The organism is Vibrio owensii CAIM 1854 = LMG 25443, assembly GCF_000817815.1.
Classification (GTDB): Bacteria; Pseudomonadota; Gammaproteobacteria; order Enterobacterales; family Vibrionaceae; genus Vibrio; species Vibrio owensii.
The window spans coordinates 20983-35229 of the sequence record NZ_JPRD01000079.1 but is presented as its reverse complement, the minus strand read 5'-3'; the positions used below and the strand labels follow the sequence as shown (position 1 = coordinate 35229).

The following is a 14247-nucleotide window of genomic DNA, read 5'->3' as shown; positions in this document are numbered from 1 at the left end:
AAAATCTATGAAAGGGATACTTCGTCGTATAGCGCTAGGATTGGCTTCATTGGCGTCCTTCGCTGCAACCGCAGCGCAGGACCAACCCAATATCTTCGTGATATTTACTGATGATATTGGTGTCTCTAACGTCAGCGCTTATCACCGTGGGTTGATGAGTAGCCAGACGCCAAACATTGATAGCATCGCTGAAAAAGGCATGTTACTTACCGATTATTACGCCCAGCCATCTTGTACTGCAGGGCGTTCTGCTTTTTTGACTGGGCAATTACCGGTAAGAACAGGCATGCACACTGTCGGTCTACCAGGTGGTCCTGTTGGGCTTAACCAAAATACGCCAACTCTGCCTGAGTTACTTAAAGAGCTTGGTTACGTCACAGGGCAGTTTGGTAAAAACCATTTAGGTGACCGCGATGAGTTTCTTCCAACTATGCACGGCTTTGACGAGTATTGGGGTTGGCTTTACCACCTAAACGCAATGGAATACACCGAAGATCCTGATTGGCCGAAGGATGAAGCTTTCCAAAAGTTTGCGCCACGTAATGTCATTCATGCGAAAGCCGATGGAAAAGGTGGTCAGTCGATTAAAGATGATGGCGCTCTCACCATTGAGCGAATGCGTACTCTTGATGATGAGGTCAACAAGCATGCGATCGATTTTATTGAGCGTGCGGTGAAGGCCGAAAAACCTTTCTTTACTTGGTACTGCCCATCACGGGGCCATGTATGGACGCACCTCTCTCCGAAATATGAAGCGATGCTTGGTACCAACGGTTGGGGATTGCAAGAGGTCGTAATGAAAGACCTCGATGACCACGTTGGAGAAATGCTTGCGAAGCTTGAAGAGCTCGGCGTTGCTGACAACACCATAGTGATCTTCACCGCCGATAATGGGCCTGAGATCATGACATGGCCAGACGGAGGCATGACGCCTTTCCATGGTGAGAAAGGAACAACATGGGAGGGTGGGGTTAGAGCACCTTTCTTGATCAGTTGGCCTGAAAAAATCCCAGCAAATAAAGTCAGCAACGGTATGTTTGATGGTATGGATCTACTGCCGACGTTGGTTGAAGCAGCTGGTGGTCCTGCTGATTTAAAACAGCAAATGCTGAAAGGTTACAAAGGCCACAAAGCACACCTTGATGGCTACAACCAAATGGAAATGCTAACCAACAACGGCAAATCTAATCGCAACGAAATCTTTTACTACGAGCGCGATAAACTGCAAGCCGTTCGTGTGGGTGATTGGAAAGCACATTTTGTGGTACAAAACCACGGTTGGAGTGGCCCGAAAGAAGAGTTGAATGCGCCACTGTTATTCAACCTACGCCAAGATCCTTATGAACGAGCGGAAGAAGAATCCGGGATGTACTTAAAATGGATGGGGCAGAAAATGTGGGCCTTTGGTCCTGCCCAAGCCGCTGTTCAGCAGCATTTGGAAACTTTCAAAAAGTGGCCTCCAGTGACGCCAGAAACACCTGCAGAAACCGTCGGTGGAGTCGGAAATTAGCATTACCCATCTAATAAACATAAAGCCAGCGAAATGCTGGCTTTGTTGTCTTTATCTTGATGGTTTATCTCGATATATGTGCTGTGTTTTGCCGAGTATGTGAGAGGTTCTGCTTACTCGTTTAACAGCTTGACGGTGGTTTGCATCGCATCATCTAAAATTGCGCGATCTTTTTGCATTGCCGCAAGCAAGGTATAACCCAACCACAAGCTAAACAGTGTTCTTGCTGTTTGTTCCGGTGCAGACAAACAAAGCGTGCCTTCTTGATTGCTGCGCTCAAAGAAAGTCGTCATTTTCTCAATCATTTTCTTAGTGCCCGCAGCCATTTCACTTTGCATTTCAGTGTCGTGACCAGAAACTTCACCAGCGAGCTTGACGACCAAGCATTGAATACGAAAATCGTCGGTTAACTTAACGACGCACCAATCATCAAAATAGGCTTGTACGCGCTCGCTTGGCGCTTTGGATTCGTCACTCAAAAAACGTTCGAGACGCTCAAGGTGCGTTTCAAAGTAGTCGTGCAGCAAAATCGCACCAAAGTGTTCTTTTGATTTGAAGTAGTGATAAAACGACCCTTTAGTACCTTGTGCTTCGTTAATGATCTTCATTAAACCCACACCAGCAAAGCCGTGTTCATTGACCAAATGCAATCCGGCATCGAGCAACGCTTGTCGCATGTCTTTCATTCTTTATCACTCACTAAAAGGGCAGGGTTACAGTGTATCGGGAAAACAAGGGGAGAAAAAGTCGCCCACTCAGAGAACTGAATGGGCGAGGAGTGTTATAGCTGCGCTGCGATTTGGTCTGTCAGGTTGTTCAAACCCACTGATAGTGCATCGACAAGCGCATCGTAGCCTTCATCTTGTAAAGGCATGCTGATTTTGACTGGTGCGCTGGTCTTCACTTTGCCGTTAGCATCAACAAGGAGCCATTCACCTTCGATTTCAGCGTTGCCTTCATAACTGCCGTTGAACTTACTTAACGACAATTGAAGCTTGCTCTCATCACTCTGGTCGAGCAGGTTATTTACTTCTACCGGCCAGTATTGGCTTTGCTTGCTACGCAGTTCGTCGATTACACGTGTCGTGATTTGCTCAGAGATACTGTGCGCCCACTGATTATGCTTCGCTTGGATGATCTGAGTCTCTGAAGCGCGATACACAATGCCACTGTCGGCAAGGTAGCTTGCCAATTCAACTGGGCGAACCACAAGTTGTGGGCGTTGTGCAATCATTGTATCGCTTACTTTGGCTGAGCTTGCTTCCGGTAAGACATACAAAGCGCCTGTGTCTTCAGGAGCACTACTACAACCTGCCAGTAGGGCAGAAATCAATAAAAGTCCGCGTTTCATTATTTTTGCCCTCTCGCTGGAATTGGATCGCTTACTTCATCTTCACCAAACACCAATGAGTTTGGTTTTTCATTCAATTGTTTTAGCACCGGTTTGAACTCAGTCATTACTTTTTCAAGCTCTTTCAGTGTTGATTCCATTTCGCTGTACATGGTGGAGTTTGGACCGTAGCCATCCAACGTTCTTTGAAGTTGCTCTAGGCTCTTGCGAATGTCCGCAGGAATCGCTTTGGTGTCGTCTTGGTTGAGGAGACGATCCACACTGCTTGCAACACGCTCTGCCGAAGCCAGCGTCTTTTCTGAGTTCTTCAGTGTTCTGTTAAGTGAGTTCAACGTGTCTTCCATTGGTAAGCTGTTTAGCTTGGTTAGGAAGTCATTCACTTGGCGCTGAACCTGAGCAAAGCCACCTTGTTTGGTCGGGAACACGTCAAAGTCTTCGAATTTGCTCGGCACGTATGGGTCTTCATCTGGGTAGAAGTCGGTGTCGATGTACAGAGCGCCCGTTAGTAAGTTACCGGTTTTTAGTGTACCGCGAAGCCCTTTGGCAAACTCTTCTGTCAGCTTTTCCTTGAACAGAGGCAATTTGTCTGCAGGTAGGTTGTTGTACACGCGACCCAATTCGATACGCACTAAGACAGGAATCTTCTTCGCAGAGAAATCCTCTTCTGGCGTTGGCATACGCATTGGCACTTTCATTACCGTACCGATACGAAGGCCGCGGTATTCCACGGGTGCTTTGCGTTTTAGACCACGCACCGATTCTTCAAACATCATGACGAATTGAATGTAGTCGTCGTACATGCCTTCGCGCACTTGTTTCACATCATCGAACAGACGGAAGTGTGTCATGTCCTCTTTGATTTCATCACCATCGCCAATACCAGAAATGGTGTCGAAGGTGACCCCGCCAGTAATCATGCTTTCTAGTGAGCCAAATTTCACTTCAAAGCCTTCTGCATTGAGCTGTAAATCGACACCAGAGCTTAACCAGAAATGGGTTTTGGTACGTACTAGGCTGTCGTATGGCTTGAAGATAAACAATTGGTATAAAGCGCGGCGAGTGTCGACATCGAAGCTCGTCGTTTCAACTCGACCTACCGTAAAACCTTTGTAGATCACGGGATCGCCAACCCCAAGTTTGCCCGCTTCTTTATGAGTCAGAACAATGCGCAAACCTTCTGCATCTGGAGAGGCCACTGGTGGCACATCAAGCACATCAAAGCGTTCTTTCTCAACCTGAGAGTTACCTGGTTGAAGTTGGATGTATGCACCGGACAACAAGGTTTCTAGACCAGACACACCTTCACGGCCGATGCGCGGTTTTACCACCCAGAACATAGAGTCTTCACGCAGCATGCGTTTGGCATCTTTGTTCATTTGCGCCGTTGCGATGATGTGATCGTAGTCTTCGCTAAGCTTGACGTCGGTGATCACCCCAACTTTCACGTTCAGTGCTTTAATTTCGGTTTTGCCGACTTCAATGCCTTCTGCAGTTGGTAGCTTCAGCGTGATCTCTGGACCGGTACTGTTGATGTATTGGAACAACATCCACGCTCCCATCGCTAACGCAAGGATCGGGATGATCCAAATCGCAGAGACCTGCTTTTGCGGTTTTATTTGAGCGGTTGTCTTGTTCTCATCACTCATATTTGGCTTTCTCAGTTAAGTTATTAGTCATTGGCTCCTGCGCTTCGTTTTGCGGCTTTTGCCACAACAAACGCGAGTCAAAAATCATTGCAGAGAGCATGGTGAAAATTACCACCGCAGCAAAGGAGAGTGCTGCAGGGCCAGGATAGATCGCCATTAAGTTTTGCAATTGCACCAGTGCAACCAAAATTGCGACCACAAAAATATCAATCATTGACCAACGGCCGATGAACTCAGTGATTCGGTAGATTTTTAAACGCGAAATACTTTCTTCCGGCGGCAAGTACTGTGCTTTTTGGGCGTTGTAATACAGCCATGCAAGGGCGAGCATTTTGGCCATCGGAATAAATACACTCGCAAAGAAGATGACCGCAGCAATCGGGTAGGAGCCCAACTTCCACAGCAGAATTACGCCTTCCATAATGGTCGAGCCCTCTGAGTGACCAAGGCTCACGGTGTACATCATTGGATAAAGGTTGGCTGGAATGTAGAAAATGATCGAGGCAAACAACAGCGCCCACGCTTTCTGGATATTATCTCGCGGGTTGTACTTATGAACCGGGCTGCCACATCGGATACATTTCTGATGCTTTTTGTCTTCAATAGGGTTGAGCTGATGGCAGGTGTGGCAACCAATGTGGTTTTCATTGTGGTGCGTGTCACCTTCTTTCACATTCGGCAGCTCAATCGCAGGAATGAAGTGTCCCCACAGCCAACTCTTATCGACCATCGAAATGCACTTAACAACCAAGATGGTGTAAACACAGAATGCCCAGAATGAACTGCCCATGCCAATCTCAGCCAGTGAGGCGATCTTAATCAAGCTCACCAAAACGCCAATCAAAAATACATCAACCATCAGCCAAGGCTCGACTCGGAATAAGAGTCGACACAGCGTTTTCGCCATGCGGATTTGTTTTTTACCCAACGGATGTTTGATTGATTTTAAGGCTTCAAGGTGAAGAAAGAGGATCAAACTAACATAGATAGCGGGTAACACGACCACAGTCGCGAGCAGCAGCGCACCGAGTAGCGCGTTATGAAATTCCGCCAACATCTTCGCCGCGTGCATTAAGGTGATCTCTTGAGAAAGGCCTTGAACACTGAATGACATGAATGGGAAGGAGACACTTAAAACCAAGGTGATCAGGCAAGCCACCGACACAGCAATAACGCTTTGATACGGTTTCGCATTGACTTTGGTTAGCGCATGCTCACAGCGAGGACACTGGGCTTTTTGACCTTGTTCGATGTCCGGGACACGAACGACCAAGCCACACTCCTCACAGGAGATCAATTGACGTGAATTAGGTTGAGTGCTCATTCAGTTATTATTTCGTACTTTTAATAACTAAGAATAACCCTTTTTATCGATATGCGCTTGTTTTTGCGGGAATGTTTTACAAGCTTCTTACCTGTTTAAAAGAAAAAACCGGCCACACAGGCCGGCTTGAGCTTTATTTGATGCTGCCAACGGAAGAGCGTCTGACCAGAATTGGCATAGATGATGGATGTTCTGAATCGTGACGGTAGCATGTTTTATTATATCGCTTTAGTATCGAAAAATTGTGACCGATGATACTAAATTGTGATTGGCTGAAATTCATTTTTTATACAATAATTTCAGTTGGTTAAAGGATTAAGGCGCTTGGATTACTCCAAGATAAAACGATGAAAAAACGTAAACGCATTTCGTTAAGGACAGTGCTAGGGTTGATGTTTGTCTTCTGTACCCTAGTGACAGTAGGTGTAGCGATAGTTTTGCAATACCACTTTGCAAGAAAAACTGAGCTGCAACACACCCTCACTCGATATCAAGCCATCGCGACAGGGGTATCGAGTCATCTCTCCAATTTACAAAACTTAGCAGAGAACGTGACACGAAGTGGCGCGCAGCTGGTGTCGCTCATTGGGGTAGATACACCCGAAGAGAGCATCATCATCCCTCTGTCTAAATTGCTGGTAAGAGAACCTAGCATTCACAGTATTTTTGTTGCCAAAGCGAACAATGACTTCTTCCAGCTGATCAACCTTTCTTCAGATGAAATACGTTCCCGTGTGGAAGCGCAACCCGGCGATAAATGGTTGTTGGTCGCTCATAGTGGTGTGAAGCGAGATCGTCGTAAGGTGAGTATTTACTACGATGAAAACTTCGTATCACGCCATGCTTCAGATGAGTTCAGTAACTTTATTCCGACTCAGCGTAGCTGGTTTGAAAATGCCGATTACGATGATACTTACAACACTTCTCCGTATCTGTTTAACACGCTAAAAGTCTCAGGGGAAACCTTCTCCATTAAGGTGCCTGAATCCGATACAGTGGTGGGGGTGGACATTCTTCTCTCCTCGCTTGAGGCTCAACTCACCAATCGTTTTATCGAAAATAAGCAAGCGTCAGAAGCGGAAGCGTTTATCTACCAAGCGAACGGTCGATTGATTGCGACCAACAAGATGATCGATATCGAAGAGCGCTTGCCCTTGGTTTCACCTGTGAACTTAACGGATGAGCAGCGAGCACTGGTCGCCCAAACACCAGAGTTGAAAGTGTCGAACCAAAATAACTGGGCGCCGGTTGATTACACCGTTGGCGGTCGCCCAAATGGCTTCTCGATTGATCTGTTTAAGATGATTTCGGAAATGACCGGCTTAAAGTTTAAGTTTGTGAACGGTCGAAGTTGGAATGAGCTCGTCAACGACTTTAAAAATGGCAATATCGATATTCTTCAATCGATTGCCGACCAAGATGACCTTTCGAGCATCGGTGTAGTGGGTGAGCCTCTTTATCACGCAAAGTTTGCGTTACTCACCACAGAAGAGAACAAGCACATCAATACCTTAGAGCAAGTGAAGAGTGAAAGAATTGGTTTGTTGAAAGGGTGGAGCATTCAAGATGACTTGTTAGAAGCGTACCCGCAAATGACCATCGTCAATTACGCTTCTTTGCACGATGCGATCGACGGGGTATTGAACGGTGACATCGTCGCTGTGCTCGACATTCGCCAAATATTGGTCAACAAAATACGCGAAACATTCCGTCAGAACTTAGCCATCACTTTAGTTAAGGATTCCAACCTCTCCAACGCGTTTTACTACTTGGCGAATGAGGAACAAAGACCTCTCGTTGAGATCATTAACCGCGCCATTGATGCGATTACGCCAGAGCAAAGAAAAGAGCTGCGCGAAAAATGGTTTGAGGGTAAGGCAGCACTGTCGACTTATACCTTTACGCCATACGAAGAATTGGTCAAATTTGCCAAAGATCCTGAGTTCATCAACTCGGTTCAATTGGTGGAGATCAATGGGAAAGACAAATATGTTTTCGTCTCCAAACTTACCCACAAGGAAGAGCGTTACTTTGCTGTCGTGATTCCACAAGCTTATGTCATGTCCGGTGTAAATGAAGTGACGCTATATGCTGTGGGCGCATCCTTGTTTGTTCTTGCGTTGTTGATTCCCGTAGCATGGGAGATGGCGAAACCAATCTCTCAGCCAATCAATATGTTGAGAAAGCAAGTCAGATTTGTTCGCGACCGCGAATACGACAAAGTGCAGCGTGTTCACTCTCGCATTGAAGAAATTCACCAACTTGGTCTTTCAGTGATGCGAGGCAGCAACTCGCTTAAGCAGTTTGAGCAAAGGCAAAATGAGTTCTTTGAATCTGTCATTCAGCTTATCGCACGCGCAATCGATGAAAAGTCTCCGTACACGGCGGGGCACTGTAACCGTGTACCGGAGATTGCTTTGGTGCTGGCGGAAGAAGCTGAGAAATCAGATCAAGGGGCGTTTGAGTCGTTCGCTTTTGAAAGCGATGAAGAGCGTCGTGAGTTCCGCATCGCAGCTTGGCTTCATGACTGTGGCAAGATCGCAACGCCTGAGTATGTGGTCGATAAAGGCAGTAAGCTAGAAACCAACTACAACCGCATTCACGAAGTTCGCATGCGGTTCGAGGTGCTGTGGCGAGATGCGCAGATTCAATATCTATTCAAAAAGCTAAAAACTATGGGTGTGGATGAGCAACCCGAGCAAGCACTGGAACAAGAATTTGCGGCGCTGAAAGAAGAGTTCGAATTTGTCGCCAATGCGAACGTGGGGGCGGAGTTTATGTCGGAGCAAGACATCGAACGTTTGCACAAGTTGGCCGAGAAAGAGTGGACGCGTTACTTCGATTGTGGACTTGGTTTATCGCCATTAGAAGAAACGCGTTATCAACCGCAACCAACGCCAGCAACAGAGAAGCTGCTTTCTGATCGTCCTGAGCATGTAATTGAGCGTGAACAGCCGTTTGATCTCGACCCTGAGTTTGGCATCAATATGACGGTGCCAGAGAAGCTCTACAACCATGGCGAGCTGTATAACTTGGCCGTGCAGCGCGGCACGTTGTCAGCAGAAGAGCGCTTTAAGATTAATGAGCACATGATCAGCGGAATCAAGATGCTCGAAAGCATACCGTTCCCACCCGAACTTGAGCGCGTTCCTCGTTACGCTACTACGCATCACGAGGCGATGGAAGGCTTTGGTTATCCGAGAGGTTTGATGGGAGAGGAACTATCAATCCCTGAACGTATTCTGGCAGTAGCGGATATTTTCGAAGCGTTAACCGCGGCTGATCGACCTTACAAGAAAGCCAAGTCCTTGAGTGAGGCAATCAGCATTATGTCGAAAATGGCACTCGGTGGACACATTGATAAAGACGTATTTAAGCTGCTGTTAACCAGTGGTACTTACCTAAGTTACGCCAAGCGCTATCTGCCAGATGAGCTTATTGATGATGTCGATATTGAGGGCTACTTAGAGAAGCTATCTTAACCTTCATCAAGTTTGAAAAATGTGCGTAAGCGCTTCGGTTCTTACGCACTTTTTTATGCGCCAAACTTAAACATCAAAGTCTTGTTCAAATTTGGTTTTGACGAAATCGATGAAGGTACGAAGACGTTTAGGTTGGTAGCGATCACGATGGAAAATGGCAGATAGTGGCACAGACGGGATTTCCCATTCCGGCATCACTTTGACCAGTTGGCCTTGCTCGACTTCCTCGTCACAGTAACTCAATGGCACACGAATAATTCCGTTACCGTGTAGTGCGCCCATCACAAGTGCGCGGCCGTTCTTGCAACGCAGATTGCCTTTCACTATCACATCACTGTGCTCTTTCGGATTAGCAACGTTACGATAACTCCAGCGAGTGACTGAGCCCGTTAGCGTGCGATGTTTGGCTAACTCTTTTGGGGTTACGGGTTCGCCATAGGTCTTCAAGTATTTCGGGCTTGCAAGCGTCACCATATCAATCATCATCAGCTTACGCGCGACAAAACCTGCGTCTTCCAACTCGCCCATGCGAATCGCAACGTCGAACTGATCTTCAATCAAATCAATCCGCGGTGAAGAGAAGTCGAGATCGACCGTAATGTTCGGGTATTCCAACATGAACTCATTGACGTATTTAGCAATGATGTCTTCACCGATATAACCACCCACGCAGTTTACGCGAATCAAACCGCGCACTTCTTGAGTGTCGTCGACCGCCGCGATCAACGCTTGGTCGATATCGTGCAGTGCCTTTTCACATTCTTGATAGAAACGCTCTCCGGCATGAGTCAGGCGCAGCGTCCTTGTTGTGCGGGTCAACAAGGTCACGCCCATTTGCGCTTCGAGCCCACTGATTTGGCGAGACACATGAGAACGCGACACCGAAAGGGCTTCTGCCGCTTTAGTGAAGTTGCCCAGTTGAGCGATCAAAACGAACGAGCGAATATCAGCAAGATTAACTTTATTGAGCATGTTGAATTATTTACGGAAACGGTAGTCATAAGACTATCATAATTAGTTACCAATGAGAGCGACGCAAAAAATCATACCACTTGAGGTTTATGCTAACTTGCGTATGATTTCCGGCGTTTCCACATTTATCGAAGTTAGAATGCATTCATCCACCTCACAATCTGCTGCGTCACGACAACAGGGCAAATGGCTCCTAGCGTTAATTGGCTGGGTGATTGTGGTGTGTCTGATGAAAAATTCTGGCTTGATGTTCAGTTGTGCAATGCAATATGACGCGAGCTCTACTTCTGCGGTCGTTGGCGATGAAGTCAAAATCGTAAAAGCAGAGAGCGGGCACAAATCTGGCAAATGTGAGTTGTCTGAAAAGCTGATTCAATTTGCTCAGCAACAACTGGAAACCTTGGTCGTTGTTTTGTTTGTTGGCATTCTCGCGCTTGTCGTGTGGCGCTGTTGTGCGTTCGCCAGCAAAAGGCAATGGACCGAACCGATAGCCCGAAAGTATCGAGTCCATCTCACCCTGTGTGTATTCCATGAATGACAAGTGATTTCTGACGAGTTTCGAATCGTCAGTCTTTTTCTACACTTGTTTTAACTAGGAATAACTATGAACCACATGAAAAAAACGACTCAAGCTGCGTTGATGCTCATCATGACGTTGGCACTGAGCTTATTCTCGCTGTTTGCCCAAGCACAAACGACGGACACAGGTTGGCTGACCAATCCTCAGCACCCACCTGTGCAGACACGCTTTGTCTTAACCGGACAGCAAGACCCGAATACCAACACCATTACAGGTTACCTTGATGTCAAACTGACCGGTGACTGGAAAACCTATTGGCGTTCGCCAGGTGAAGGCGGTGTTGCACCTTCCATTGACTGGGAAAAATCACAAAATCTGACCAAAGTGGATTGGCAATGGCCGTACCCGCAGAAATACGAACTGCTTGGCATCGAGACGCTAGGCTACAAAGGTGACACTGTCTTTCCAATGACGTTGCACGTCGAAGACATGAACAAGCCAGTGACGATTGATGCAACGCTGACGCTGTCTTCATGTACAACGATTTGTGTCCTGACGGATTACCACATTCAACTGTCTTTCCTACCTTCCGATCTTCAAGTCGATGAAGATGTGATGTTCACTTACGCGCAAGCGGTAAGCAGTGTGCCTCAAGCTTCACCATTTGTTGAAGTGACTGAGGCGAACTGGGATGCAAACCAATCTAAGCTGCAAATCAAACTGACTAACTCACAAGGTTGGCAAAAACCAGAAGTGTTGGTTGATGGCGTTGACGAAGCAACCAGCGATTACAGCTTCAAATTAGAAGGGCTGCATCAAGAGGGCAATACGCTTACTGCCAACTACCTAGTCAATACTTGGTTGGGTGACGTAGAGCTGGATAACCAATCGGTTTATGTCTCAATCAAAGACAACAACTTATTGGCGCAAGAAACCGCGCAAGCCAAAGCGGGTGTGATTACTGAAGCCTTACCAAGTACATCACTGGTGAACATTTTCTTGTTCGCGTTACTGGGTGGTTTGATTCTCAACATCATGCCTTGTGTATTGCCAGTTCTCGGCATGAAGTTAAGCAGCATCGTAGCGGCGCAAGGGGTTGAGCGTCGTCAGATTCGCACTCAGTTCGTGGCTTCTTCGCTAGGTATTCTTACTTCGTTCTGGTTGCTGGCTGGCTTTATCTTAGTGTTGAAGCTCACCGGTAATGCCATCGGCTGGGGCGTTCAATTCCAAAGCCCTTGGTTCTTAGGTCTAATGCTGTTGGTGACCGGACTGTTTGGTGCCAACATGCTTGGCTTGTTTGAAATTCGCTTGTCTTCGGGTACGAACACTTGGTTGGCTTCAAAAGGGGATAACTCACTGCTTGGGCATTATGTGCAAGGTATGTTCGCGACTTTGTTAGCAACGCCTTGTTCAGCACCTTTCTTAGGCACTGCGGTGGCGTTTGCACTGGGTGCAGATGTGGTGACTCTGTTTGCTATCTTCACTGCGTTAGCTCTGGGCATGGCACTGCCTTGGATCTTAGTGGCTATCTTCCCGGGCATTGCACTCAAGCTACCAAAGCCAGGCCAATGGATGAATGTCGTGAAAATCGTATTCGGCATCATGATGTTGGCAACCAGTGCGTGGTTGTTGTCATTGATGGCGAATCACTTACCGGTATTTTGGGTCATTCTGATTGGTCTAGTTGCGTTCATCGTCATCATGGCGCGTGTTAAGCGTATTTATGGCAATAAAGCGTTGGCGATCTCTGGCACGGTTTCGTTGATTCTGATTGCTGGTGGTCTGGTACTAGGCAGTGTGACTGCAAATCATTGGGCGACGCCATTGCCAGAAGATTTGGCTTGGGAAAAACTGTCAAACGAAGCGATTGCGGACCACGTGAAGAATGGCCGTGTGGTGTTCGTCGATGTGACTGCTGATTGGTGTGTGACTTGTAAAGCCAACAAGATCGGCGTGATCTGGCAAGATCCGGTTTATTCACTGTTGCAAAGCCCGAACGTGGCAACACTGAAAGGCGATTGGACACATCCGAATGGCTCAGTGACCGACTTCTTACGTGCGCATGGTCGCTTTGGTGTGCCATTTAACATCGTATATGGCCCAGCAGCACCAGAGGGGATTCCTCTGCCAGTGATCCTGACTGACGATGTGGTGGTGAAAGCAATCGAACAAGCAAGTGGAGGCGCGATTAAGTGAACACAGTAAAAAAGCGCAAGTCGCTCAAATACTGGCTCAGTCAAGCGCTACAACTCGTCCTTATGGTGACCGTGATTTCGGTCGCCATGGATTGGTATCGCACCAAAGACATCCCTAAAGAGCAAGCTCCGCCTCTGAGTGCGATCATGGCCGATGGCGAATTTGTCGATGTGATTGCCAAAAGCCATGAAGAACCCGTTGTGGTGTACTTTTGGGCGACTTGGTGTCCAGCGTGTAAGTTCGTGAGCCCAAGCGTGAGTTGGTTGAGTGATTACTATGAGGTGGTTGCGGTATCTGGCGCGTCTGGCCCGCAAGAACGGGTGCAAAAGTTCATGCAGTCTAAAGACTACCAGTTCGATAACATCAACGATCCGAAAAACGCCATCATGCAAGAATGGAGCATTAGCGTGACTCCGACCATCTATGTGTTAAAAGATGGAGAGGTGAGCTCAATTACCACAGGCGTTACAACGCCAATAGGCATTCTGGCAAGGATCTGGATGGCCTAAATCAATGCGTAGCACGTCGACTTTTTTCACGCTTTTACAATGACATAAGTGTGCAGGTGAGTATGGCGTGCTACATTGGCAAACGTTCAAAGATCAAGGAGGAATCATGGACGTTGCTAAAATGTATGATGAAGTATCTGAGCGCTATCAGAAATTAATCGAAGACAGCCAATACGTTGGTCCGCGCTGGATAGATGGGAAGTTAAAAACGCTCAATCTCCAACAAGCTTCTGCTCTTGATTTGGCTTGTGCCACAGGCAGTATTGGGGAAGTCATCAAAACGCATTACCCAGACGTTACTCTACACGGCTTGGATATTTCATCCAAAATGGTCGATAAAGCACGCGAGACAAACCTCTATCAAAGTGTCAACGTTCATAATCTTGACCAACCTTTCTCTCCAATTTTCAATCAAACCTTCGACATCATTACCGCTCTCGGATTCACGGAATTCCTTATCAATCCCCAATCGCTACTTCAGTGCGTTGCAAACAAGCTCAATGCTGATGGACGCTGTTTTATCAGTTTCCAATGTCACGACCCAGATGGAAAAGACCTACCAAGAAATACCTACAGCGGCACGGTTGTACATACTGCCTACACCGAGAGTGAAGTCCGCGAATTCAGCCAAAATGCAGGGCTAGAAGTGGTGTCGTTAGAAAACCTCGTCGGCTACACATCAGGTGCAGGCTATGTATGTCGTTACCTGCTCTTAGAGCTAAGAAAGCCAAGTTAAT

General features: G+C 47.1%; 11 protein-coding genes. 6 read left to right on the top strand and 5 right to left on the bottom strand.

The features are described from left to right. Positions 1-7 precede the first annotated feature (7 nt). The gene (locus tag H735_RS28575) at positions 8-1510 is read left to right on the top strand and encodes an arylsulfatase (RefSeq protein WP_020197186.1); all 1503 of its coding nucleotides are present in this window, start codon (positions 8-10) and stop codon (positions 1508-1510) included. Between the two features lie 113 nt (positions 1511-1623). Here the strand turns inward: H735_RS28575 and H735_RS28570 are convergent, their stop codons facing one another. The 4 genes from H735_RS28570 to H735_RS28555 form a co-directional block, all read right to left on the bottom strand. Continuing rightward, positions 1624-2196, bottom strand: coding sequence for a TetR/AcrR family transcriptional regulator (locus tag H735_RS28570; protein WP_020197187.1), 573 nt, complete (start codon positions 2194-2196; stop codon positions 1624-1626). A gap of 95 nt (positions 2197-2291) precedes the next feature. Continuing rightward, positions 2292-2861, bottom strand: a complete 570-nt coding sequence (locus H735_RS28565) for a PqiC family protein (RefSeq protein ID WP_009707000.1) — start codon at positions 2859-2861, stop codon at positions 2292-2294. Continuing rightward, positions 2861-4507, bottom strand: a complete 1647-nt coding sequence (gene pqiB / locus H735_RS28560) for an intermembrane transport protein PqiB (RefSeq protein ID WP_020197188.1) — start codon at positions 4505-4507, stop codon at positions 2861-2863. The genes H735_RS28565 and pqiB overlap by 1 nt, the downstream gene beginning before the upstream one ends. After that, entirely contained in the window at positions 4500-5831 is a 1332-nt protein-coding gene (locus H735_RS28555) for a paraquat-inducible protein A (RefSeq protein ID WP_027726791.1), read from the bottom strand. Before H735_RS28555 ends, pqiB begins: the two co-directional genes overlap by 8 nt. 347 nt (positions 5832-6178) lie before the next feature. Between H735_RS28555 and H735_RS28550 the strand changes: the two genes are divergently transcribed. Continuing rightward, on the top strand, positions 6179-9313 hold the full coding sequence (locus H735_RS28550) for an HD domain-containing phosphohydrolase (RefSeq protein ID WP_020197190.1): 3135 nt from the start codon (positions 6179-6181) through the stop codon (positions 9311-9313). Positions 9314-9379: 66 nt separating this feature from the next. On the opposite strand, the gene H735_RS28545 is transcribed toward H735_RS28550, so the two are convergent. Then, on the bottom strand, positions 9380-10285 hold the full coding sequence (locus tag H735_RS28545) for a LysR family transcriptional regulator (RefSeq protein WP_020197191.1): 906 nt from the start codon (positions 10283-10285) through the stop codon (positions 9380-9382). 139 nt (positions 10286-10424) lie between these two features. On the opposite strand from H735_RS28545, the gene H735_RS28540 reads away from it, so the two are divergent. From H735_RS28540 to H735_RS28525, 4 genes are all read left to right on the top strand, one after another. Then, positions 10425-10823: a hypothetical protein gene (locus H735_RS28540; RefSeq protein WP_027726792.1), complete on the top strand. Its 399-nt coding sequence runs from the start codon at positions 10425-10427 to the stop codon at positions 10821-10823. A gap of 66 nt (positions 10824-10889) precedes the next feature. After that, entirely contained in the window at positions 10890-13001 is a 2112-nt protein-coding gene (locus H735_RS28535; protein WP_020197193.1) for a protein-disulfide reductase DsbD family protein, read from the top strand. Beyond that, positions 12998-13510 (top strand): protein disulfide oxidoreductase, encoded by a 513-nt coding sequence (locus H735_RS28530; RefSeq protein ID WP_020197194.1) that lies wholly within the window; start codon positions 12998-13000, stop codon positions 13508-13510. Before H735_RS28535 ends, H735_RS28530 begins: the two co-directional genes overlap by 4 nt. 106 nt (positions 13511-13616) lie before the next feature. Beyond that, the gene (locus tag H735_RS28525) at positions 13617-14246 is read left to right on the top strand and encodes a class I SAM-dependent DNA methyltransferase (RefSeq protein WP_020197195.1); all 630 of its coding nucleotides are present in this window, start codon (positions 13617-13619) and stop codon (positions 14244-14246) included. The last annotated feature ends 1 nt before the right edge of the window (position 14247 follow it).